Origin of the sequence: Streptomyces mobaraensis (assembly GCF_020099395.1) — a bacterium.
GTDB lineage: Bacteria > Actinomycetota > Actinomycetes > Streptomycetales > Streptomycetaceae > Streptomyces.
The window spans coordinates 3550885-3570672 of the sequence record NZ_CP083590.1 but is presented as its reverse complement, the minus strand read 5'-3'; the positions used below and the strand labels follow the sequence as shown (position 1 = coordinate 3570672).

Below are 19788 nucleotides of genomic sequence, written 5' to 3'. Positions count from 1 at the left end.
GCCGTCTGCCGCACCGCCTCCACCGCCCCGACCGAGGAGTCATCCCATGACCGACCGCGCCGCTTCCTTCGCCGACATCCGGGACACCTTCCTCGCGTACGTCCGCGAGATCCGGTACGCCACGATGGTGACCGTGGACCGGCGGAACCGTCCCCGGGCCCGCGTCCTGCTCCCCGTATGGGAGATCGTCGACGGGCGCCCGGTCGGCTGGCTCGCCGCCTACCGGACGCCCGTCAAGACGGCCCACCTCGCCGGCAACCCGCACACCACCTACGCCTATTGGAGCCCCCGGCAGAACGCCGCCTTCGTCGACGGCGTCTCCACCTGGGCCGACGACGACGGGTCCCGACGGCACGCCTGGGACCTCTACATCCGGGGCGGCCCGCCGGGCGTCGGATACGACCCGGTGCACTACTGGCGGGGCGGCCCGGACGACCCTCAGTACCACGTCATCCGCATCGACCCGTGGCGGATCCAGGTGGTGCGGGGGGCCGATCTGCGGAGCACGATCTGGCGGGCGGAGGACGGGGGTTGAGGGGCGGGGACTGAGAGGGACGGCGCCCGGGGCCCCGGCTCCGGGCGGGCCCCGGGACCGGGGCCGAAGCCCTCGGGGTCAGCCGGCCGGTGTCTCCTCCGTGTTCGCCGGTGCCTCCGTCGGCTTCTCCGCCGGCCCCTTCTGCAGCCCCTTCTCCAGGCCCGGCGGCAGCGCTCCCGTGTGCACCACGCCCAGCCGCTGAGTGGCCCGCGTGAGCGCCACGTACAGGTCACTCACCCCCATCCGGCCCGGCTCCACCACGAACACCGTGTCAAACTCCAGCCCCTTGGCCTGCCGGGTGTCCAGGAGGACGACCGGCCGTGTCAGGTCCGGCGCCGGGCCGGCGGAGGCGTCCGGGAGGGCGGCCGACAGGGCGTCGAGGAGGTCCCGGGGCGCGATCACCGCGAGCCGTCCCTCCGGATGCTCGGCCAGGGTCGCTGCCACGGCCTCCGCGACCGTCTCGGCCGGCTGGTCCGTCCGGCGTGCCCAGGGGCGTACGCCGGTGGAACGGACGGAACGCGGCGGTCGGAACCCCGGAATCCCGGAGGCCCGGACCACCTCCGCCGCCACCTCCATGATCTCGGCGGGCGTACGGTAGTTGACGCCCAGGCGGATGTGCTCCCAGCGGTCGCCGACGTACGGCGCGAGGGCCGCCTCCCACGATCCGCAGCCGCCCGGCTCGGCGGTCTGGGCCGGGTCGCCGACCAGCGTCATGGACCGGGTCGGGCAGCGGCGCATCAGCAGCCGCCACATCATCGGGGACAGCTCCTGTGCCTCGTCCACGATGACGTGGCCGAAGGCCCAGGTGCGGTCGGCCGCGGCGCGTTCGGCGGCGCTGCGGTGGTCGGTCTCCTCCTGGCGCTCCGCGAGCCGTTCCGCGTCCACGACGTCATGGGCGGCCAGTACCTCCGAGTCCTCGTCCTCCAGGTCCTCGAACTCCTGGGTGCGGGAGCCGTACGACATGTCGAGCACGCCCTGGGCGTAGGCGATTCGTTCCTGCCGGGCGGCCTCGGCGGCGGCGCGGGCGGCCGAGTCGTCCTCGCCGAGCAGCTCGGCGGCCTCGTCCAGCAGCGGTACGTCGGCCGGCGTCCACGGCCCGGCGTCCCGTCGGACGGCGTCGGCGTCCGCCGGGGGAAGGTGGCGGGGGTCGGCGAGGAAGTCCGCCACCAGCCGGTGCGGGGTGAGCGCCGGCCACAACGCGTCGATGGCGGCGTGCACGTCGCGGGAGGCCGCCACGGCCTTGCCGAGCTGGGCGGCGTCGTCCGGGCCGAGGAGGTTCGGGCCCCCGTAGGGGTCGGCCCCGATGCGGTCGACGAGTTGGGCGGTGAGCGCGTCGATCACGGCGAACGCGAAGGTGGGGCGCGCGAGGTTGTGCGGCAGCTTCGTGGCGCGCGCCCGTTCGCGGGCCGCCCGCGCGATGGCCTCGTCCAGCACCAGGTCGCCGTCGTCGTGCGGGATCACGAGCTCCGGGTCGGGCAGCGTCTGCCGGTCCCGGACGTACGCGGCCAGCGCGTCCGCCATCGCCGCGGCGCCCTTGACCTCGGCCGCCCGCGGGGTGTCGGTGCCGGTGGCGATGGTGCCGGGGAAGAGTTCGGCGGGCGTGGCGAGCAGTACCCCGGTCTCGCCGAGGGAGGGCAGCACCTCGCCGATGTAGCCGAGGAACGCCGGGTTGGGGCCGACGATCAGCACGGCGCGGCGGGCCAGTTGCTCGCGGTGGGCGTAGAGCAGGTACGCGGCGCGGTGCAGCGCGACGACCGTCTTCCCGGTGCCCGGGCCGCCCTCCACCACCATGACACCGCGGTGCGGAGCGCGGATGATGCGGTCCTGCTCCGCCTGGATGGTCTGCACGATGTCGTGCATCCGCCCGGTGCGGGCGGCGTCCAGCGCGGCGAGGAGGACGGCGTCGGCGTCGCTGCCCTCCAGGCCGGTGCGCTCGGGGTCGGCGAGGTCGAGGATCTCGTCGTGGAGGGCCGTGACCCAGCGGCCCTCGGTGCTGATGTGGCGCCTGCGGCGCAGCCCCATGGGGGTGTGGCCCGTCGCCAGGTAGAACGGCCGGGCCACGTCGGCCCGCCAGTCGATGACGAGGGGCGTCCGGTCGGCGTCGTCCCGGCGGATGCCGATCCGGCCGATGTGGTGGTCGCGGCCGTCGCGGAACGCCAGCCGGCCGAAGCAGAGCCCGTTCTCCCCCGCGTTGAACGCGGCCAGCAGCCCCGACCGTTCGGCCACCAGCACATCGCGCTCCAGCCGGGCCTGGAAGGTGCCGCCGCCCGGCGAGGCGAGGGCGGCGTTCATCCCGGCTTCGGCCTCGTCACGGAGTTCCGCGAGGCGTGTGTGGAGGTTGTCGATGAATTCCTGTTCGTTCCGCAATTCCTGGGCCGACGCGTTTGACACTGTGACTCCCGCCCCGATATCATGGCCTTACAAAGCTTCTCCATGCCTTGCTTTCGGCGCGGCATAGAAACAATCAATATACGCGAGAAAATGCCCCGGCTGTCAATACGCCGGGGCATTTGTTGTTTTGGCGCGGCCTTTCTCGATCTTTGTTTGGCGGGGCCTTTCGCGGCGGCGCCTGTCGCGGGGGCGTGTTTCGCAGCGGTGCCTTTCGTGGTGCGGGCGGGACCGGGGGTGCGGGTGCGGGGGCGGGTGTGCCCGGTGGGTCAGCGGGTGCGGCGGCTGCCGGAGCGGGGCCGCAGCAGGGCGGCGGTCAGCACGGCGGGTGTGGTGAGCAAGAGGGTGAGCGTGACCACGGAGGTGTGCGGTACGAGAGGGTTACCGCCCGCCGCCACCGTGTTCCGGTAGATGTGGTGCGGGGGAATGGGGAGGTGGACCGGCGGGATCGGCGCCGGGATGTGGCTCTCCGCCGGGGGCGGGGTGGCCGGCGATGACGGTGTGGACGGAGAAGACGGCGCGGCCGGTGCGCCCGGTGCTGGTGTCGCGGCGGCGGGGGCCGATGCGGCGGAGCGGGCGGGCGGGTTCGCGGTGACCGGGGTCGCCGGGCGGGCCGGCTGTGCGGGAGCGGGAGCGGGAGCAGGGGCGGGTGCTGCGGGTGCCGTCGGAGTCGCTGGTGCTGCCGGTGCCGCGGGTGCGGGGGCCGCAGGAGCTGCGGCGGCTGGTGGGGCAGCGGCGGCTGGTGGTGCTGCCGGGGCCGCGGCCGGGGGAGCCGCCGGCGCGGCGGGGGCCGGTGCGGCCGGAGCGGGAGCCGCTGGTGCGGGGGCTGCGGGTGCCGCAGGTGCGGGCGCCGCGGGAGCGGCTGGAGCGGCGGCGGCCGGGGGAGCTGCCGGGGCGGCGGGCGCCGCCGGTGCCGCCGGTGCCGCTGCCGGCGGGGCGGCCGGGGCCGCAGGAGTGGCAGCGGCTGGTGGGGCCGCCGGGGCGGCCGGTGCCACGGCGGCCGGAGGGGCCGCAGGGGCGGGAGCCGCTGGTGCGGCGGCCGCCGGAGGGGTCTGGGCCTGGCAGGCGCCCAGCCGCACATGGGCGGTCACCCGGAGCACTCCCGCCCCGACGGCCAGGCAGCGCACCCCGTCGTCGTCCACATTCGCGCGCACCGCGCCGCCCAGCGCGCGCACGCGCACATGCGACGGCGGGTGCGGTGGCAGCAGCCTTGGCACGTGGTGGACGACCGCGTGCAGCGAACTGTTGCCGGCCGTCGCGTCCGCCTCCAGGTCGTCGGCGGCCGCCTCGCCCGCCAGCCCGAAGACCGCGAACGCCGCCAGCGCCGTCAGCCGTCCCGCTCTCAGCCATCCCCGCACCCGTACAGCCTGGCCAAGGTCGGGTCCCAGTGGGCGAGTTCGGGAGTGCGTTCCACCGATGGGTGGAAAAAACCGTGAATTCGCCGTGAGGAGGTTTGGCACCCGGGATGCCGGCCGGGGAAGCCGGCCCCCGCGTCATGAGGTCACCGAGGGGAGGCCGCCGCGTCGGCGCCCGTGCCGTCCGTGATGCGTGTCGCCAGGCCGTCGAGTACGCGACGCAATCCGTACGTGAACTTCTCGTCCCGCGTCTCGTGCGGGTCGCGGTGGCGCAAGGAGGCGTACTGCACCTGCAGTTGGGGGTGTTCGCCGGTCGCCTCCTCGGCCGCGGGCCACAGGCTCTCGACCCATTCGCGTTCGGTCCGGCCGCTCCGCGCGACCGTCGTCAGCCACGCCGCCTCGCTGATGCTCATGCCGATGACGTAGGCGCTCAGTGTGGACACGGCGAGGTCCGCTTCGCCGGCCGGGAGGCCCGCCGCCTCGAACAGGGCTAGCAGGCCCTCGGAGAGCCGCATGGCGTTGGGGCCGAGCTGTGTGAGTCCGAGCCCGCCCAGGGCGGGGGCCAGCCAGGGGTGCCGGAGGATCGTCGTCCGCAGGCCGTGCGCGGCGCGGGCGGCGGCCTCGCGCCAGCCGGCCGGGTCATCCGCGGCGGGCACGTCGATCTCGCCGTACACCTCGTCCACGGCCAGTTCGATCAGCTCGTCCTTGGTGGACACGTGGGTGTACAGCGAGGTGGCCCCGGCGTTGAGCCGGGCGCCGAGCTTGCGCATGCTCAGGGCTTCGAGGCCGTCGGTGTCCAGCAGGCCGAGGGCGGCGGAGACGATCTGCTCCCGGCTCAGGGCGGGCTGTTCGCGGCGTACCCGGTGCGGCCGCGTCCAGACGGACGGGATCGGCAGGTCCGGGGCGGCCGGGCGGTCCGGTGCCGTCGGCGGGGTGTGGTCGTGCTGGTCGGTCGGCATGCGGTCGTCGTCCCTCTCCCTTGTGTCCGCGTGCGCTTCTCGGTTCCGCGCTCCCGCGTCCACGCGGCCCCAGGATAGCCGGGCGGCGCACAGCGTACGGGCTTGCGAACACTGTGCGGAGTGCCGTACAGTGTTCGGTGTCGGCAGGCCCGGGGAGGCCCGCCGCAGCGATCACTCGTTCCAGGGGGAGCCCGTCATGTCCGAGGACCTCAACACCACCGCCGCCCACGACCGGGACGCGACGCGGCCGACGGGCACCGCCTTCGACGCCGCCCGCTGGCAGCGCCGCCTCGACGAACTCTGCGCGGCCCACCACGTGCCGGGGGCCTCGCTCGCGGTCCTCGCGGACGGTGAGGTCCACGAGCTGGCCGCCGGACTGCTGCACCGGGGGACCGGGGTGACGGCCACGCCCGACTCCGTCTTTCAGCTCGGGTCCATCGCCAAGGTCTATACGGCGACCCTGGTGATGCAACTGGCCGAGGAGGGGGCGCTGGACCTGGACGCGCCGGTCACCGCGGTGCTGCCGGAGTTCTCGGCCGCGGACCCCGAGGCCACCGCCGTCATCACGCCTCGCATGCTGCTCAGCCACACCAGCGGTCTCACCTGTGACTTCACCCTGGACACGGGCCGCGGGGACGACTGCCTCGCCCGGTACGTCGCCGCCGCCGAGGGGGTGGCCCTGGACTGCCGGCCCGGTACGGGCTCGTCGTACAGCAGCGTCGGCTACAACGTCCTCGGCCGCATCGTCGAGGTGCTGACCGGTCTGACCTGGGACGAAGCCCTGAAGCAGCGCCTCGTCGCCCCGCTTGGGCTGACCCGGACCATGACCCTGCCCGAGGAGGCGCTCGCCTTCCGGGCCGCCATGGGCCACCTCGGCGAGCCGGGCCGTATGCCGGAGCCGGCCCCTGCCTGGGACCTGATGCCGCGGTCGGCCGGCCCCTACGGGAGGGTCCTGGCCAGCGCCGGCGACGTCGTCCGGTTCGCCCGGATGCACCTCGCGGGCGGTACCGCCCCTGACGGAACCCGGATCCTCGCCCCCGAGACCGTCGAGGCGATGCGCCGGCGCGAGGTCGACGTCCCCGACAAGTGGACCGTCAGCGCCGACGGCTGGGGCCTGGGCTGGTCGCTGTACGACTGGTCCGGGACCCCCGGCTTCGGCCACGACGGCGCCTCCATCGGCCAGTACGCGTACCTGCGGGTGGTCCCGCACGCGGGGGTGGCCGTCGCCCTGACGACCAACGGCGGCGGCGCCCGCCTGGTCTACGCCGCTCTGTTCCGCGAACTCCTCCGGGAACTGGCCGGCGTGCGGATGCCCGGCTCCTTCGCCCCGGCCGCCGTCCCGCCCGTCGTGGACCTCGCGCCGCTCGTCGGCACGTACCGGCGCGAGGGCGTCGTCATCACCGTCGGCGCGCGTGCCGGGGGAGCGCACCTGCGGTACGAGTTCGTCGACGGCATGAAGGGCTTCTCCGAGCCGCTGGAGATCGACTTGCGGCCGGTGACCGAGACGGTGTTCGCCGGGTCGGGGGTCGGGGCGGCTTTCAGCGAGGACTGGATGCCGGTGGTCTTCTCGACGCTGGCCGATGGCACCGGGTGCTGCTACATCGGTATGCGGGCCGCTCCCAAGGTCGCCTGAGGCCCGGTTGCGGGGCCCCGGTCTCCCGCCGGAGGGCTGAACGATCAGCCCGTCCGGCGATCGAGGACAATCGCGGCGGAGGAGGCACGGAGGAGGCACGCCGGGTGAAGGGGGCGGACATGACGGGTCTCGTGGAGTGGACCATTCAGCAGGTGGCGCGCCGCGCCGGGGTCACCAGCCGGACGCTGCGCCACTACGACGACATCGGCCTTCTCCCGCCCTCCCGCGTCGGTTCCAACGGCTACCGCTACTACGACGTCGACGCCGTGGCCAGGCTGCAGCGCGTCCTGCTCCTGCGGGACCTCGGGCTGAGCCTGCCGGTCATCGCGGAGGTGCTGGACCGGGAGGCCGACGAGGAGACGGCACTGCGGGAGCACATCCGGCTGCTGGAGGCCGAGCGCGAGCGCCTCGACCGGCGGATCGGGGCCGTCCGGCGCACCCTCGACGCCCGCCGCTCGGGGCAGGACCCGACGATGGACATGATGCTGGAGGGATTCAACGACAGCTACGAGGACGAGGTGGTCGCCCGCTGGGGCGAGCGCGCCTTCCGGCTCAGCAACGACTGGTGGCACGGGAAGGACATGCGGCAGCAGCTCGCCTGGAAGCGGGACACCGACGAGCTCGTCGACGCGTGGGCCGCGGCCTGGAGGGACGGCACGTCCCCGCTCTCGGACCGGGCGCAGGCGCTCGCCGCCCGGCACGTCGCCTGGCTCGGCGCGATCCCCGGCACGCCGGTGGCCGACGGGGACCGCGAGCGGTCCGCCGCGATGGTGCGCTGCCTGGGGGACATGTACGTCACGGACCCGAACTTCGCCACCACTTACGGGTCCGTGGAGGGCGCCGCGTTCGTCCGGGACGCGTTGCACGAGTACGTACGGGTCACCATGACCGCTCCATGAGGGGCGCCGCGCGGAGCCGGTTCGAGGGCACGGTCCGAGGATGTGGGGGTGCGGGGGCCCGCCCCCGTTCAAGGGCCCTCGCCCGGCAGCCGGGAGCCGCGTCACTCTGGCGCCACAGCCCCCTCCCCCTTACCTTGGCCCCGGTGGGCACCCCCATCGAACAGCTTGCCGCGTCTCCGGCGGTCAACTCCTGACGCCAGGGGACGACTTCAGACAAGAGGTGAGTCTTGTTCCTCCACCGTCACAGACGTTCACCGGGCTTACCGCCCCGCCGGGCCGGACGCGGCGGACACGACGGACGCGCCGGACGGACCGGACGCGGACGAATACGGTACGGCCGCGTCCGCGTCGCCGCCGCGCTCCTCGGGCTGACGGCCGGCGCCGTCGCCGCGGGGCCGGCGCTGGCGACGCCCGACGCGGGGCCGCGGGGACGGCAGTCTCTGGTCCGTCCGATCGATCCGCAGAACTGGCGCAACCCCGACGACATGACCTGGGCGGAGTACCGCTCGGTCCCCGGCACCCGCTGGGCCGATCCCGCCGTCCAGCCCACGCAGCGCAAGTTCAAGGGCGCGCTGGTGCTCCTGGACTACCCGGACGAGGAGTTCTCGGTCAGCAAGCCGGCCGGCGCCGGCCGGTTCGGCAATCCGCAGGCGCCCGCCTCCGGCATCCCCCGCGACCGCGTGCCCGCCTTCTACCGCGACTTCCTCAACAAGCCGGGCGCCCTCAACCACGGCCACACGATCAACGAGTACTGGATGGAGGACTCCGGGGGCCGCTTCGGCGTCGACCTGACGGCGTTCGGGGCGTACCGGCTGCCGTGGAAGTCGTACCAGTACGGGATCGAGCCGGAGATGAACCCCGGGGCCTGTCCCCGCGGCGACACCTGCGGGAAGGACATCAGGGCCGACGGGAAGCGGGCCTGGGCCGCCGACGTGGGTGCCGACCAGGTGAAGAAGTTCGACTTCGTCTTCTACCTGACGGCCGGCGTGGACGAGTCGTCCGCCTGGCAGGAGTTCGGGCAGATGAAGTTCCGGTCGGCGGCGGACGTGCCCGCCGCCTGGGGCCCGCCGTCCCCGCTGGCGTCCGGCGGCAACGCGGCGAAGACCCGGTACGTGCCCTGGACGTCCTGGCAGGCCGCCGCGCGGATCTGGCCGAACGCGGCGGACGGCTCGTCCACCCAGGCCGAGAGCTCCGGCATGGCGACGTTCGCCCATGAGCTCAGCCACATCCTGGGCATCGGGGACAACTACAACAACCCCTACGGGACGCCCCTGAGCCGCAGTTACACCGGCATCTGGGGGATGCTGTCGCGCGGGTCCTTCAACGGACCCGGTGGCCCGCACACGCGGTGGCGGATCCCCGCGACGGCCGGCGGTTCCATGGGCGCCCAGCACGTCCTGCGGGACAAGATGAAGCTCGGCATCGTGGACGACAAGAACGTCCTCCGCCTCGACCGCGACGACCTCAAGAACCAGGGGCTCATCGTGGCCCGCGTCACCGCGCGCTCCGCACCACCCGGTGACAAGGGCCTCTCCGGCATCAACGTCAGCATGGGCCGCGACCTCTCCCCGGCCTGTGACCGCACCAAGGACCCGCTCTGCGACGGCGGCGGCTACGACAACTACACCGTCGAGGTCGTCGACCGCATGGGCATGGACTCCTTCACCCCCGACCACGGCGTGCTGATCAGCAAGACCAAGAACGCCGACCGCGCCCCCTTCGCCTGGGTGATCGACGCCCATCCCGAGGACATCGGCATGGTCGACTTCAAGCGCCCCGACGGCACCCTCCAGAAGATCACCATGGGCGACTACCGGCAGCTCAGCGACGCCCTGTTCCACGCGGGCGCCGACTCCGGCAGCTCCTACGAGTACGTGGACCAGGCCAACCGCCTGCACTTCTACGTCCTCGACATCCGCCGCGACGCCGCCGGCGTCCTCTCCTACAGCGTCGGCGTGAAGTCCCTCGACGGGACCGGCCCGCAGGCGCGCGGCGCCGCGCTGGGCCGCGGGACGGCGAAGGGCCGGCCGGCCGACGGCCGCGCCCGGTGCACCTTCGACCTCGCCAACACCGGCCGCCCGGCGGAGGCCGACGACGGCTACCGCTCGGCCGACGTCTACCGGCTCTCGGCCACGGCCTCCGGCCGCGGCTGGACGGCCTGGCTGCCCAACCGCCTCGCGACGGCCGGAGCCGGCGCCTCCGTCCCCGTGGACGTCGCCGTCGCCGCGAAGGCGGGCGCCGAGCGGAACGGGAAGATCACCCTCACCGCCCGCTCGGAGAGCGACCCGCGCCGTACGGCCACGGCCGTCTGCTCGGTCCGGGCGACGGGCCGCTGAGCCGGCTCGGGGTCGGACTCCGGGGTCCGGGGGCGGGGTCCGGGGGCCAAGGGCCGACGGCCGGGGCCCGGGCCGCCCCCTCCGGTCGGCCCGGGCCCCGGCCCGAGGGCCCTCCCCAGAGGGCCTGCTGTTAAGGGTTCGCCTCTGAGGGGTCTCCCCTCAGGGTTCTTCCCTGAGGGCCCTGCCCTGATGAACCTCAGGGCAGGGCCCATCCCGCGGGCCCCGGCCCGGTGCCGGCCGGGGCCCGCGACCCGCTGCGGGGCGGTGCGTCAGGCGGGGGAAGCGTCCTTCCGCACCTCGCGCGTGACGGGGGGCAGCGCGCGGGAACCCCGTTCAGCGGGTGACCGGTGGGGCGTGCGGGACCTCGGCGAATCGCGCCGGACTTCGGTGGACCGCCCGGGACTTCAGCGGATCCCAACCCGACCCCACCGAGCCGGGAACGACTTCAACGGGTCCTGAACGACCTCGGCGAGGCTCGGACAACGTCATGCGGACAACGTCATGCGGACGACGTCACTGGGTCTTGAAGGACTTCCGGAGGGACGCCCGGCGCTCCCAGGAGTCCGCCCCCGGCCCCTTGGTCATGTCGGCGAAGAAGCTGTCGTGCCGCACCAGGAACTCGGCCCGCTCGTCGTCGGTCATGGAACCGAGGTGCTCCAGGCCCTCGAAGTACGCCTCGCGGGCGCCGCCGGGGGCGAACAGCATCAGGAACTCGGCCGGTTCGCCGGAGATGTTGCCGAAGGAGTGCACGCCGCCCGGCGGTATGTAGAGGTAGTCGCCCTCCGAGGCGTCGAACCACTGCTCCCCGTCGAAGACGTGGATCTCGCCCGAGAGGACGTAGAACGCCTCGGACATCGTCTTGTGGAAGTGCGGGCTGGTCCCGCCCACGGCCGGTCCCATCCTGTTCTTGTAGAGCCCGAAGAGCCCGTTGGTGGACAGCTTCGTGGAGAGGTAGTGGTAGGTGTTGCCGTTGGGGGCCGTGTAGTCCGGGGGAGTGTCCACGGGCCGGAAGGACGCGGAGAGCTCGCCCTTGTCGCGGTCGTAGAGGACCTCGGGGTAGTCAGGGGACAGGAAGGACACCGCGTGCTCCTTGGATCTGTGGTTCGGGTGCCGCCCGGCCGGGTCTAGGGGGAGCCCGGGGCCGGTGCGTACAGCCGGAGGAAGGTGCGGACGCCGTCCGTGACGATCTCTTCGGTCTCGGCGTCGGGAAGCGGGACCGCTCCGTAGTAGGAGCGGATGAGGACGTCGTGCAGGGTGAGCGTGTTGAGCCGGTGGGCGGCCCGTGCCGCGTCGTCGACGACCAGCAGCCCTCGGTCGGCGATCTTCCGCAGGTAGGGGGCGAGCCGGAGGTGGGAGGTGGGTGGCCCGTGGGCCGCCCAGGTCTCCAGGAAGTCCGCGGGCAGCCGGGTCACCTCCGCGTGGATCGTGCGGACGAGCGCGAAGTGCTCGGGGAATTCGGTGATCGCCCGCGCCCGGTCCAGGCAGAAGTCGGTGAGGTCCTCCTCCAGGTCCACGATCTTCCGCAGGTGCCGTTCCATGAGCGCCCGTACGGCGTCGGTAACGGCGTCGGCGCCCTCGATCGCGACCGAGAGGAACAGGTCCTCCTTGTCGGCGTAGTGGTTGTAGATGGTGCGTTTGGCGACGTTCGCCTCGGAGGCGATGACGTCGAGACTGGCTCGCGCGTAGCCCTCGCGGCCGAACACCCGCCGCGCCGCCTCGGAGATGGCCTGCCGCTTGTCGGGCAGTCCGCGGGGACGGGCGGTCGATGTCAGGGACATGTGGCACTCCTTCCTGGTCGGGCCCCTGAGGGGCTCCGGCCTCAGGGTGCCACCCGGCGCCTCATAAGCCCTGGTGAGTCGGGGGTTTGCGGGTCTTCACGCTGATCTCCCTTGTCCGGTGGGGGTGTTGCCGGGCGATGGTCCGGAGGTTACACAGGGTCGGGACGTTACTCAACCGTTCAGTGCAATCAATGCACTGACCAGTGCAATCCTTGCCGGTGAAAGGGGTCGGACGGTCTTCACGGTGCCCGCCGTTCTCTCAACCGTGTCCGGGACGGCCGGATTTGTGTGTTATTCGGGAGTGCGATTAAGTCAAGATTCACCTCGCCTTCGTTCGGACGGTTGCCCGGGCTCGGCGCATGAATTTGAATCGCAGACAACACGCGGTAATGGCGACAACACGGAGATAAACGTCCCGCTTTGGCGCCGTTGAGGTTGCCGGTGCCGGTGCCGGTGCCGGTGCCGGTGCCGGTGCCGGCCCTTCGGAGTGATGTGTGGTCAGGGTCCGGATCGCGACGGCCGGAGCGACCCGCCTCCACGGCGGAGCTTCGTGGAGGCGCGGGCCGGTGTCGTGCCGGACGCGCGCGGCCGGACGGCGACAGCGCGTCCGGCAACGGGGGAGAAGAGGCGCACGATGCATGACAGCCGACAGCGAACCAAGGCCGACCTGCGAAAACACCGCGAAGAACTGGTCCTCAGGCACACCGCGGCGGTGATGTCGAGCGCCGGGCGGGGGCCCGGGGGCGTCTGCCGCGTCGTCCCGTTCGACGAGCAGCCGCTGGTCGGCGACGACGCGGTCCGCCGGCACTTCGAGGGCATGCTGGCGGCCTTTCCCGACCTCGAACACGAGGTGCTGGCCATTCACCACACCGCCGACGTCGTCATTCTGGAGAGCCGGATCAACGGCACCCAGGCGGCCGACTGGCAGGACATCCCCAACCGCGGCAGGCGGATGGAGCTGCCCGTGGCCGTACTCTCCCAGTTCGACGGGGAGTTCCTCGTCGATGGGACGCTGTACTACGACCGCGTGGTGGCCGCGCGGCAACTGGTCTGAAGCGTGGGACGGGGGATGCCTGCGTGATGACGCCGTACCTGACGCCGGCGGCGGGCGAACGGCCGCCGGCGGGACTGAACCTGTTCTGCCTGCCGTGCGCGGGAGGCGGAGCCTCCGCCTACGAGCGGTGGCAGGAGCACCTGGACGCCCATGGAGCCGGGGTGCGCGTGCTGCCCGTCCGGCTTCCCGGGCGCGAAGGCCGGGCGCACGAACCGCGGTTCACCCGGCTCGACGACCTCGTCGCCGCGCTGGACGAGCACCTCGACGAGGCGCTGTCCCGGCCACACGTCCTGTACGGGCACAGCATGGGCGCGTTCGTCGCCCACGCGCTGACGCTGGCCCGGCAGCGGCGGGGCGCCGCGCCGCCGCGCGCCCTGGTGCTCAGCTCGCACCGCGCGCCGCACGTCCGGCCGACCCGGATCCTCGATCCGGACGCCGACGAGGAGACGCTCGCCGGTGGCGTGGGCGCGGCCGAGGGCCGCGGTCAGCTCGCCGGCGGTACGGACGGTCACGGCCGGCAGGCCGGGGAACAGGGCGGCGGCGCCGTCGCCGATCCGGGCCGGGCGGGAGAGGTTGTACGAGTAGTCGCCGGAGAAGAACAGCCGCTCGCGGGTGGCGCACATGCCGTGTGCGTTGTTGTTGAGCACCACGAACGTGACGGGCAGCCGGTGTTCGACGGCGGTGTGCACCTCCATGCCGTGCATGAAGAACGCGCCGTCGCCCGCGACGACACAGGTGCGGCGGCCGGTGGCGAACGCGGCGCCGATCCCGGCGCCGAGCTGTGGCCGAGCTGGCCCGCCTGACCCACCCGCTCCGCGACGAGCTCGCCCGGCACGCGGCGGACGAGGAACGCGAACTCTCCGTCCGCCTCGCCCCGGTGTTGAACGAGAAGGTGTGGAAGGGGTTCGCGGCGCACATGCGCAAGACGGCGCCTTCGTGGACGCCGAAGTTCATGCCGGCCTGGCTGTCCTCGGTGGCGGGCCCGGACGAGCGCTCGGGGGTCCCGGCACCGCCGGTGGCGGCCCTGTTCAAGGGCTGGCTGGAGAAGCGGCAGCGGGCGGCGTTCGGCGACAATTACTGATCGCGAATTACTGATCGCGAGCTTCCGGCAGCCATGCCGGGCGGCGGCAGCCGAAGAACCCGATCCGTGAGGCCAGGATGACGACCGACCCGAACCCGGACACCACGTGGCGCCTCATGAGCGGCGGCACCCTCGTCGGCACGATCACCGTGGACGACGGCGATATGCCGTGGCTGCGCGGCCGTTTCGTCCCCGAAGCGGCCTTCGACCGGTTCAGGCCCTGGTTCGACGAGGTCAACGCCATCGTCGAGGCGGAGGAGTTCGAACGGTTCGACGCCGCCTACGACCCCATCGAGAGCGCCCTGACGCTGGTGTCGCCGACCGGTCCCGTCGCCGAGTTCCTCCTCCACATCGACCGGGACCGCGCATGGTTCCGCTGGGACTGAGGGGCCCGAGCCTCCGATGCGTCGATCGAGCGGTGATCAACGATCGAGCCGGACCGCGAGCGCGGCGATGTCGTCGTCCAGCCCGCCCCGGCTGTAGCGCAGCAGGTCACGGTGGAGAGCGTCGAGCAGCGCCCTGGGCCGCCCCGGCGTCTGCCGCCGCATCCAGTCCTGGAGCGGGAAGAACGCCCCGCCGTGGCCGCGGGCCTCGGTCACCCCGTCCGTGTAGAGCAGCAGGATGTCGCCGGGGGAGACGTCGAAGACGTCGACGCTGTACGTGTCCCCGATCAGCTCCGCCAGGTTGAGCAGCGGCGAGGGGGCACTGGACTCCAGTACCCGGAGCCCCTCGCCGCCGAGCAGCAGCGGCGGGGGGTGTCCGCAGTTGAGGATGCCGATCCGGCCGCCGTCGTGCGGGATCTCGACGAGCAGGGCGGTGGTGAAGCGTTCCATGAGGTCGTCGGGGGGAAACGCGGCGCTGTACCGGGTGCTGCTGGCCTCCAGCCGGCGCGCGAGGTCGCCCAGGCCGGGGACGTCGTACGCGGCCTCGCGGAACGAGTTCACCATCGCCGCGGCCGACCCGACCGCGGGCAGCCCCTTGCCCCGTACGTCCCCGATCAGCAGCCGCACGCCGAACCGGGTGTCCGCCACCTCGTAGAAGTCGCCCCCGATCCGCGCCTCGGCCGCCGCCGCGAGGTACAGCGACTCGATCTCCAGGCTCCCGCACCGCCGCGGCATCGGGCTGAGCACCACCTGCTGCGCCGCGTCCGCCACCAGCCGCACCTGGAACAACGTCCGCTCCCGCTGCAGCCGCGCATGGCTCCCATACGCCGCCGCCACGGTCACCGCCACGATCCCGGCCGCGGTGTACCCCGTCCCCAGGTCGGGGAACACGATCCCCAGCCCGATCATCAACAGCAGACAGATCGTGCCCAGCAGCACCGTAGGCAGCACCGGCCACATCGCCGCCGCCAGCGCGGGCGCCGCGGGCAGGAGGCGGCTGAACGCCATGCTCCGCGGCGTGTTGTACGCCAGGCTCGCAATCACGACGGTCAGGAGCACCGGCGACAGCAGGGTAAACAGCTCCCGCCCGGGCCGACGCCGGAACCACAGCCGTCCAGGCTTGATCACATTCCATAGCATAGCCAGGCAAGCCGGACATGGCTTTCCGGATTCCTCGGGTGCTCTGACGCGGGAGCGTCGCGCCATCGGCTTTGCGCCGCCACCAGGGGGGCGCAGTGGCGTGCGGGCGAGGAGGGGCGGAAGCCGTACGGCGTGCCGGCGGAGGACGGCGTGGAAGAGGATGCCGGCCTCGCCGCCCGCAGGATGCACCAGGTCCTCAGCGGCGAGAGCGACCGCGAGGCGGTCCTGGCACGCTTCGTCGACGACCTGTCGGCGGCCGACGAGCAGGCCCCTACGCCGCCTGCTGGGCACCCACCTCAACGCACCCCTGGACCCCGACCACTGACCTGGGACTTTGCCCTGCGGACCAGTGACCTGGAGCCCTCTGCCGGGGGCCCAGTGACACGGATCCTGCCGGGGGACCACTGACCCGGGACCCCTGCCCCGCGGACCATTGACCCGGGACCCCTGCCCCGGGGACCACTGACCTGGGACCCCTGCCTCTGGGATCCTTGCCTCCTGGATCGCTGCCCCCCCGGGGCCACTGCCCCCCCCGGGGCCACTGCCCCCCCGGGGCCACCGCCCCGGTCCCCGCCGCCGCCCAAGGACCCGGGATTCACCTGGCCGTCTACCTGCCCCTGCTACCTGCCCCTGCTCTTCCCCCCTCCTCGCCGCCGCCGCGGCCCGCCCCACGGTCGAACGCCTCGAACCGCGCCTGGCCACCTGGCTGCTCACCGTCTCGGCCGTCGCCCTGGCTGCCGCCAGCAGCGCCGCCCTCCTCACCCCGCGCCCCCACAACCGCACCCTCCCCCTCGTACCCCTCCTGACCGTCCTGACCGCCAAGACCATCTGCTCCCTGGACGCCGCGACGGACCTCCACGAACGCTTCGAACTTGCCTGGACCCGCCGAGAGTCGGGGCTTCCTGCCGAAAACGCGCCGTCGGCACGGGGAGCATGCGGGAGCATGGGAACGGTGGCCGAGGGAGGGGCGCATGGGCAAGCGTGAACGTCGCCGGAAGAGGGAGCGGGCGAGGAAGGGGCAGGGGGCTGTACCGACGCCGGTGGTGGTGGAGTTTCCGCCTGGCGCGCCTCGTCTCCGTGTCGTCATCGAGGCCGGACGATCAGCGCAGGAGCAAGAAATCGCGAAGCTGTACTGGGAGATCGCCGAGGACGGTACGTGGGCACGCACCGTCGGCAGCATCGGCGAGCTGCAATGGGCGGCGGCCACCGCGACCTCCGCTTCGTACGCGGTTCTGCTGCGATCCCTGTGCGTCAAGTGCGACGAACCGATCAGGGTCGCCAACCGTTCGTGGGCCGTCAAGGTGGCCGGGAAATTCCTCGACCGTCCCAACGACAAGTACCTGTGCCAGGAATGCGGCGCCGTCCGGGAGGAGGAACGCGAGCGCGAGCGTCAGCACAGACTTGAGGCCGCCCGGGCCGAGAAGGAACGCGAGCGGCTGAAGGCGGAGGAGGAAGCGGCCGAGATCGCCGAGATCCTCGCGGCCGAGGAGGCCAAGGACGGGGCCGGCGCCCGCATTCCCTACGACAGTCCCCTCGCACCGGCTCTGTACCTCGCCTTGGTCGGCCACGCCGCCTATCGCCCCGGCAAGCCACTGCCCAGCATGGTGGATCTGGGCCTTCTCGGGTGGACGGCGGACATCGACCGGGACAGAGACGCCATTCTCGACCTGTACGCAGCGGACCTCCTGGCCGTCGCCGCCGAGACGCCCCGAAAGGCGTTCGTTTTCTCGGAGGGCGACGACAGTCCCCGCTTTTTCCTCACGGAGGCGCGATGGCGCCTGGTAGGCGACAGCAAAGTGATCACGGCGCACGCTCGGACAGTGAAGAGCCACTACATGACGGCTCCCGGGCAGGCGGCACATGAGGCCCGCCAGGCTCTTGCCGAACTCGTCGAGCACATGGAGATCGTCAACCTCATCCTTTACCTCGATGGGCTGTTGACGAAGACGTATCAGTACCCCGAAGTGCCCGAAGGGCGCCGCCGACAGCTCGCCGATATCGTCAAAAAGGGCTTCGACGCCGGATTCACCCCCGGCCAGATGATCTGCTTCGCATGGAGGGCCGCCGACACGGCGGCAGGCTGGAAAGAGCGCAAGGCGATGGGGCCGGCGGAGGCGTCCTCTGCCGCGGTGACCATCCTCAACGGCAAAATCGACACCGCCATCGAGGCCCGCCACGCCATTCCCGAGTACGAGCCGCCGCGCTGGCACCAGCAGCCCCTCGCACTCGACGCACTCAGGGAATTGAACGCCGACGTCAAGCGCGTGCGCGATCGTGCCGTGATGGACGCGTGCCTTCAGTGCGACCATCACGGGCTGCGCGAAACGGACACCGGCGCCGTCGTCCGCTGCGTACACGCCCCACCGGCCACCCCGGAGCAGCACACGGAATCGCAGAACGAGCCGGCCGGCGCCTGATCCGCCCCTCTGTTGCATCAAGATCAGAGGTGACTGCCTCGGGAAGCTGGTGTCAGGGATTGCCATTCCTGTCCTGCCCAGGACAACTCCCCTGACCCCGCGGGCTATTGAATGTCAGTGCCCGTTCCTATCGTGGAGAGATGGCTAATGGGGTGTGGCACACCGGATATGGCATAGAGATCAATCTGTCCCTGCCCGACCTGGGTCACCCGGACCGTCCCGACCTGCTCCAAGAGATCATCGTCAGCGTCTCCGAGCGCGACCCGCGGCTGCTCGAATGCCTCGCGCACCACGACAAGCGCGAGTGCCTGTCGGAGTCGGGCGGCAAGGCACCCTGGATGTTCATCCGCCGAGGACGCGTGGGCGGCCGGCGACCGCTCGTCGCCTCGCATCTGCCGATCACGCACAAGGCCACTCCGGCGGAGAGCGCCCAGCACAAGGCCACCAAGGAACGGATCGTCGAGACCGCCGGGCGGTACGGTCTGGCCGCCGTGGCCGAGGTTCCCATGGCCAACCGGCGGAGCGTCTCGGACGCTGTCGTCACCGGACCCGGCGGCCTGCGGATCGGCTGGGAGATCCAGTACCACCACCTCAGCCCCAGCAGCGTCCACCGGCGCTCGGTCAACGCCGTGGAGCACGGCGTCACCCCGCTCTGGGTGGCGAAGGACCGGACGGCTTCCTTGATCGACCGGGCGCCGTGGGCCCGTGTCGACGACATGCCGTGGAAGGACATCGCCGGAGGCAAGGAGATGGTGATCCGCGGCGGGTACCGGCACCTCGAAGTCTGGAAATGCGCACCGAGCAGCGAGCGTCACTGCCTCGTCAGCGACGGTGCCGGCCACTGTGGCGCGATTCACGCGGACTGGTTCGTCCCCGCACTGTGTCTCCCGCAGCGGAAGCCCGTGCAGATCGAGGACCTCGTCCTGCAGAGCGCCACGGGCGACAGCGTCCCGGTCTACGTACCCAACCGAGGGAATGGCCGCGCCGGCCGCCACATGTGGGTCTCGGCCGACGACCGCGCGCGGTGGCAGGAGCTCGTCGGCGAGAAGACACCTCTCCCTGCGGCCCTGGCCGAGGCGGAGGACGAGGACGACGTGGTCACGTTCGCCGAGCAGGAGATCGACCGCACCTGCCGGGCGGGGGAGGAGGGCAGGTTCGTCAGCGACGGTCGGCCCGCCCGGGATCTCGGTCAGCCGACCGGCGGCTTCACGCTTCCCCGTATGCCGGTCCAGCGCTCCCACGGCCCGATGCGGATCACCGCCGTAGAACGCGCCGCCGCCTCCGCCGCGCTGGGCTGCCCGCCGTGGGAGCTGGGACTGTGCGCCGGCTGCGGCCAGATGATGCGGCGCTATGGGCGGAACGCCGCCATGTACTGCAGGGCATGCAGGGCCCGCCTCAACGGGCGCTAGCCGGAAACCGCCGCCGATTCCGCGACCGCGAAACGACGAAGGTCCCGGCCGCTGAGCGGTCGGGACCTTCATCTGCCCTGCTGGGCGAGTGCGGAGGATACGAGATTCGAACTCGTGAGGGGTTGCCCCCAACACGCTTTCCAAGCGTGCGCCCTAGGCCTCTAGGCGAATCCTCCGCCGCAAACAATACAAGACGTGGAGCAGTGCTCGCGAACCCGATCGGTGACAAGATCGTCGGGAGGGGGTGCGGGTGGGGGAGGGGGCCGGGGTGGGGGTGGAGTGCGCTAGGGTGGGGGTCAAGCCCCTCACGTGGCGCTATCTCACCCAACTCCCCCAGGGCCGGAAGGCAGCAAGGGTAAGTGGGCTCTGGCGGGTGCGTGGGGGGCCCTTGTGTTTTCCGGGGGCTGCGGGGGCGTGCCGG

14 protein-coding genes, 1 tRNA gene, 1 other RNA gene and 2 pseudogenes are annotated in these 19788 nt (G+C 72.3%); 11 read left to right on the top strand and 7 right to left on the bottom strand.

Going from position 1 to position 19788, the window contains the following annotated elements; genetic code table 11:
* The first annotated feature begins 46 nt into the window (after positions 1–46).
* A complete protein-coding gene (locus K7I03_RS15410) occupies positions 47–535 on the top strand; it encodes a pyridoxamine 5'-phosphate oxidase family protein (protein ID WP_185942427.1) in 489 nt (162 codons plus the stop codon).
* A 78-nt stretch (positions 536–613) separates the two neighbouring features.
* Here the strand turns inward: K7I03_RS15410 and K7I03_RS15405 are convergent, their stop codons facing one another.
* Both K7I03_RS15405 and K7I03_RS15400 read right to left on the bottom strand, forming a co-directional pair.
* The gene (locus K7I03_RS15405) at positions 614–2902 is read right to left on the bottom strand and encodes a HelD family protein (RefSeq protein WP_185942490.1); all 2289 of its coding nucleotides are present in this window, start codon (positions 2900–2902) and stop codon (positions 614–616) included.
* A gap of 1522 nt (positions 2903–4424) precedes the next feature.
* Positions 4425–5237, bottom strand: a complete 813-nt coding sequence (locus tag K7I03_RS15400; RefSeq protein ID WP_185942426.1) for a TetR/AcrR family transcriptional regulator — start codon at positions 5235–5237, stop codon at positions 4425–4427.
* Positions 5238–5433: 196 nt separating this feature from the next.
* Here K7I03_RS15400 and K7I03_RS15395 point away from each other — a divergent pair, with 196 nt between their 5' ends.
* The 3 genes from K7I03_RS15395 (at position 5434) to K7I03_RS15385 (ending at position 10105) form a co-directional block, all read left to right on the top strand.
* Positions 5434–6870 (top strand): serine hydrolase domain-containing protein, encoded by a 1437-nt coding sequence (locus tag K7I03_RS15395; RefSeq protein WP_185942425.1) that lies wholly within the window; start codon positions 5434–5436, stop codon positions 6868–6870.
* 119 nt (positions 6871–6989) lie between these two features.
* Positions 6990–7769 carry a MerR family transcriptional regulator gene (locus tag K7I03_RS15390; protein ID WP_221902863.1) on the top strand — a complete coding sequence of 260 codons (780 nt, stop codon included), beginning with the start codon at positions 6990–6992 and terminating at the stop codon, positions 7767–7769.
* A 485-nt stretch (positions 7770–8254) separates the two neighbouring features.
* The gene (locus K7I03_RS15385; RefSeq protein ID WP_224347065.1) at positions 8255–10105 is read left to right on the top strand and encodes a M6 family metalloprotease domain-containing protein; all 1851 of its coding nucleotides are present in this window, start codon (positions 8255–8257) and stop codon (positions 10103–10105) included.
* A 513-nt stretch (positions 10106–10618) separates the two neighbouring features.
* Here the strand turns inward: K7I03_RS15385 and K7I03_RS15380 are convergent.
* Positions 10619–11185, bottom strand: a complete 567-nt coding sequence (locus K7I03_RS15380) for a cupin domain-containing protein (RefSeq protein ID WP_185942423.1) — start codon at positions 11183–11185, stop codon at positions 10619–10621.
* A gap of 44 nt (positions 11186–11229) precedes the next feature.
* Positions 11230–11883, bottom strand: coding sequence for a TetR/AcrR family transcriptional regulator (locus tag K7I03_RS15375; protein ID WP_185942422.1), 654 nt, complete (start codon positions 11881–11883; stop codon positions 11230–11232).
* A 634-nt stretch (positions 11884–12517) separates the two neighbouring features.
* Between K7I03_RS15375 and K7I03_RS15370 the strand changes: the two genes are divergently transcribed.
* Both K7I03_RS15370 and K7I03_RS15365 read left to right on the top strand, forming a co-directional pair.
* Positions 12518–12937, top strand: coding sequence for an ester cyclase (locus tag K7I03_RS15370; RefSeq protein ID WP_185942421.1), 420 nt, complete (start codon positions 12518–12520; stop codon positions 12935–12937).
* 26 nt (positions 12938–12963) lie between these two features.
* Positions 12964–13368, top strand: a pseudogene (locus tag K7I03_RS15365) (thioesterase II family protein); the annotation flags it as partial.
* 69 nt (positions 13369–13437) lie between these two features.
* Here K7I03_RS15365 and K7I03_RS15360 read toward each other — a convergent pair.
* Positions 13438–13704 (bottom strand): annotated as a pseudogene (locus K7I03_RS15360) (thiamine pyrophosphate-dependent enzyme); the annotation flags it as partial.
* A gap of 14 nt (positions 13705–13718) precedes the next feature.
* Between K7I03_RS15360 and K7I03_RS15355 the strand changes: the two are divergent.
* Entirely contained in the window at positions 13719–14018 is a 300-nt protein-coding gene (locus tag K7I03_RS15355) for a hypothetical protein (RefSeq protein WP_185942420.1), read from the top strand.
* Between the two features lie 77 nt (positions 14019–14095).
* Positions 14096–14404, top strand: a complete 309-nt coding sequence (locus tag K7I03_RS15350) for a hypothetical protein (protein ID WP_185942419.1) — start codon at positions 14096–14098, stop codon at positions 14402–14404.
* Positions 14405–14440: 36 nt separating this feature from the next.
* On the opposite strand, the gene K7I03_RS15345 is transcribed toward K7I03_RS15350, so the two are convergent.
* A complete protein-coding gene (locus K7I03_RS15345) occupies positions 14441–15409 on the bottom strand; it encodes a PP2C family protein-serine/threonine phosphatase (RefSeq protein WP_221902899.1) in 969 nt (322 codons plus the stop codon).
* A 1103-nt stretch (positions 15410–16512) separates the two neighbouring features.
* Between K7I03_RS15345 and K7I03_RS15335 the strand changes: the two genes are divergently transcribed.
* Both K7I03_RS15335 and K7I03_RS15330 read left to right on the top strand, forming a co-directional pair.
* The gene (locus K7I03_RS15335) at positions 16513–17958 is read left to right on the top strand and encodes a hypothetical protein (protein WP_221902862.1); all 1446 of its coding nucleotides are present in this window, start codon (positions 16513–16515) and stop codon (positions 17956–17958) included.
* A gap of 140 nt (positions 17959–18098) precedes the next feature.
* Complete coding sequence (locus tag K7I03_RS15330) at positions 18099–19367, top strand: competence protein CoiA family protein (RefSeq protein ID WP_221902861.1); 1269 nt, start codon at positions 18099–18101, stop codon at positions 19365–19367.
* 91 nt (positions 19368–19458) lie between these two features.
* Here the strand turns inward: K7I03_RS15330 and K7I03_RS15325 are convergent.
* Positions 19459–19543, bottom strand: a tRNA-Ser gene (locus tag K7I03_RS15325).
* A gap of 121 nt (positions 19544–19664) precedes the next feature.
* On the opposite strand from K7I03_RS15325, the gene ffs reads away from it, so the two are divergent.
* Positions 19665–19759: signal recognition particle sRNA small type (gene ffs / locus K7I03_RS15320), an RNA gene on the top strand.
* Positions 19760–19788: the final 29 nt, after the last annotated feature.

What these genes read in the sequence shown, in the direction of transcription:
- K7I03_RS15410 (WP_185942427.1), top strand. Translation starts at nt 47, where the DNA reads ATGACCGACCGCGCCGCTTCCTTCGCCGACATCCGGGACACCTTCCTC.
- K7I03_RS15350 (WP_185942419.1), top strand. Translation starts at nt 14,096, where the DNA reads ATGACGACCGACCCGAACCCGGACACCACGTGGCGCCTCATGAGCGGC.
- K7I03_RS15385 (WP_224347065.1), top strand. Translation starts at nt 8,255, where the DNA reads ATGACCTGGGCGGAGTACCGCTCGGTCCCCGGCACCCGCTGGGCCGAT.
- K7I03_RS15390 (WP_221902863.1), top strand. Translation starts at nt 6,990, where the DNA reads ATGACGGGTCTCGTGGAGTGGACCATTCAGCAGGTGGCGCGCCGCGCC.
- K7I03_RS15330 (WP_221902861.1), top strand. Translation starts at nt 18,099, where the DNA reads ATGGCTAATGGGGTGTGGCACACCGGATATGGCATAGAGATCAATCTG.
- K7I03_RS15400 (WP_185942426.1), bottom strand. Translation starts at nt 5,237, where the DNA reads ATGCCGACCGACCAGCACGACCACACCCCGCCGACGGCACCGGACCGC.
- K7I03_RS15345 (WP_221902899.1), bottom strand. Translation starts at nt 15,409, where the DNA reads ATGGCGTTCAGCCGCCTCCTGCCCGCGGCGCCCGCGCTGGCGGCGGCG.
- K7I03_RS15335 (WP_221902862.1), top strand. Translation starts at nt 16,513, where the DNA reads ATGGGCAAGCGTGAACGTCGCCGGAAGAGGGAGCGGGCGAGGAAGGGG.
- K7I03_RS15375 (WP_185942422.1), bottom strand. Translation starts at nt 11,883, where the DNA reads ATGTCCCTGACATCGACCGCCCGTCCCCGCGGACTGCCCGACAAGCGG.
- K7I03_RS15370 (WP_185942421.1), top strand. Translation starts at nt 12,518, where the DNA reads ATGCATGACAGCCGACAGCGAACCAAGGCCGACCTGCGAAAACACCGC.
- K7I03_RS15395 (WP_185942425.1), top strand. Translation starts at nt 5,434, where the DNA reads ATGTCCGAGGACCTCAACACCACCGCCGCCCACGACCGGGACGCGACG.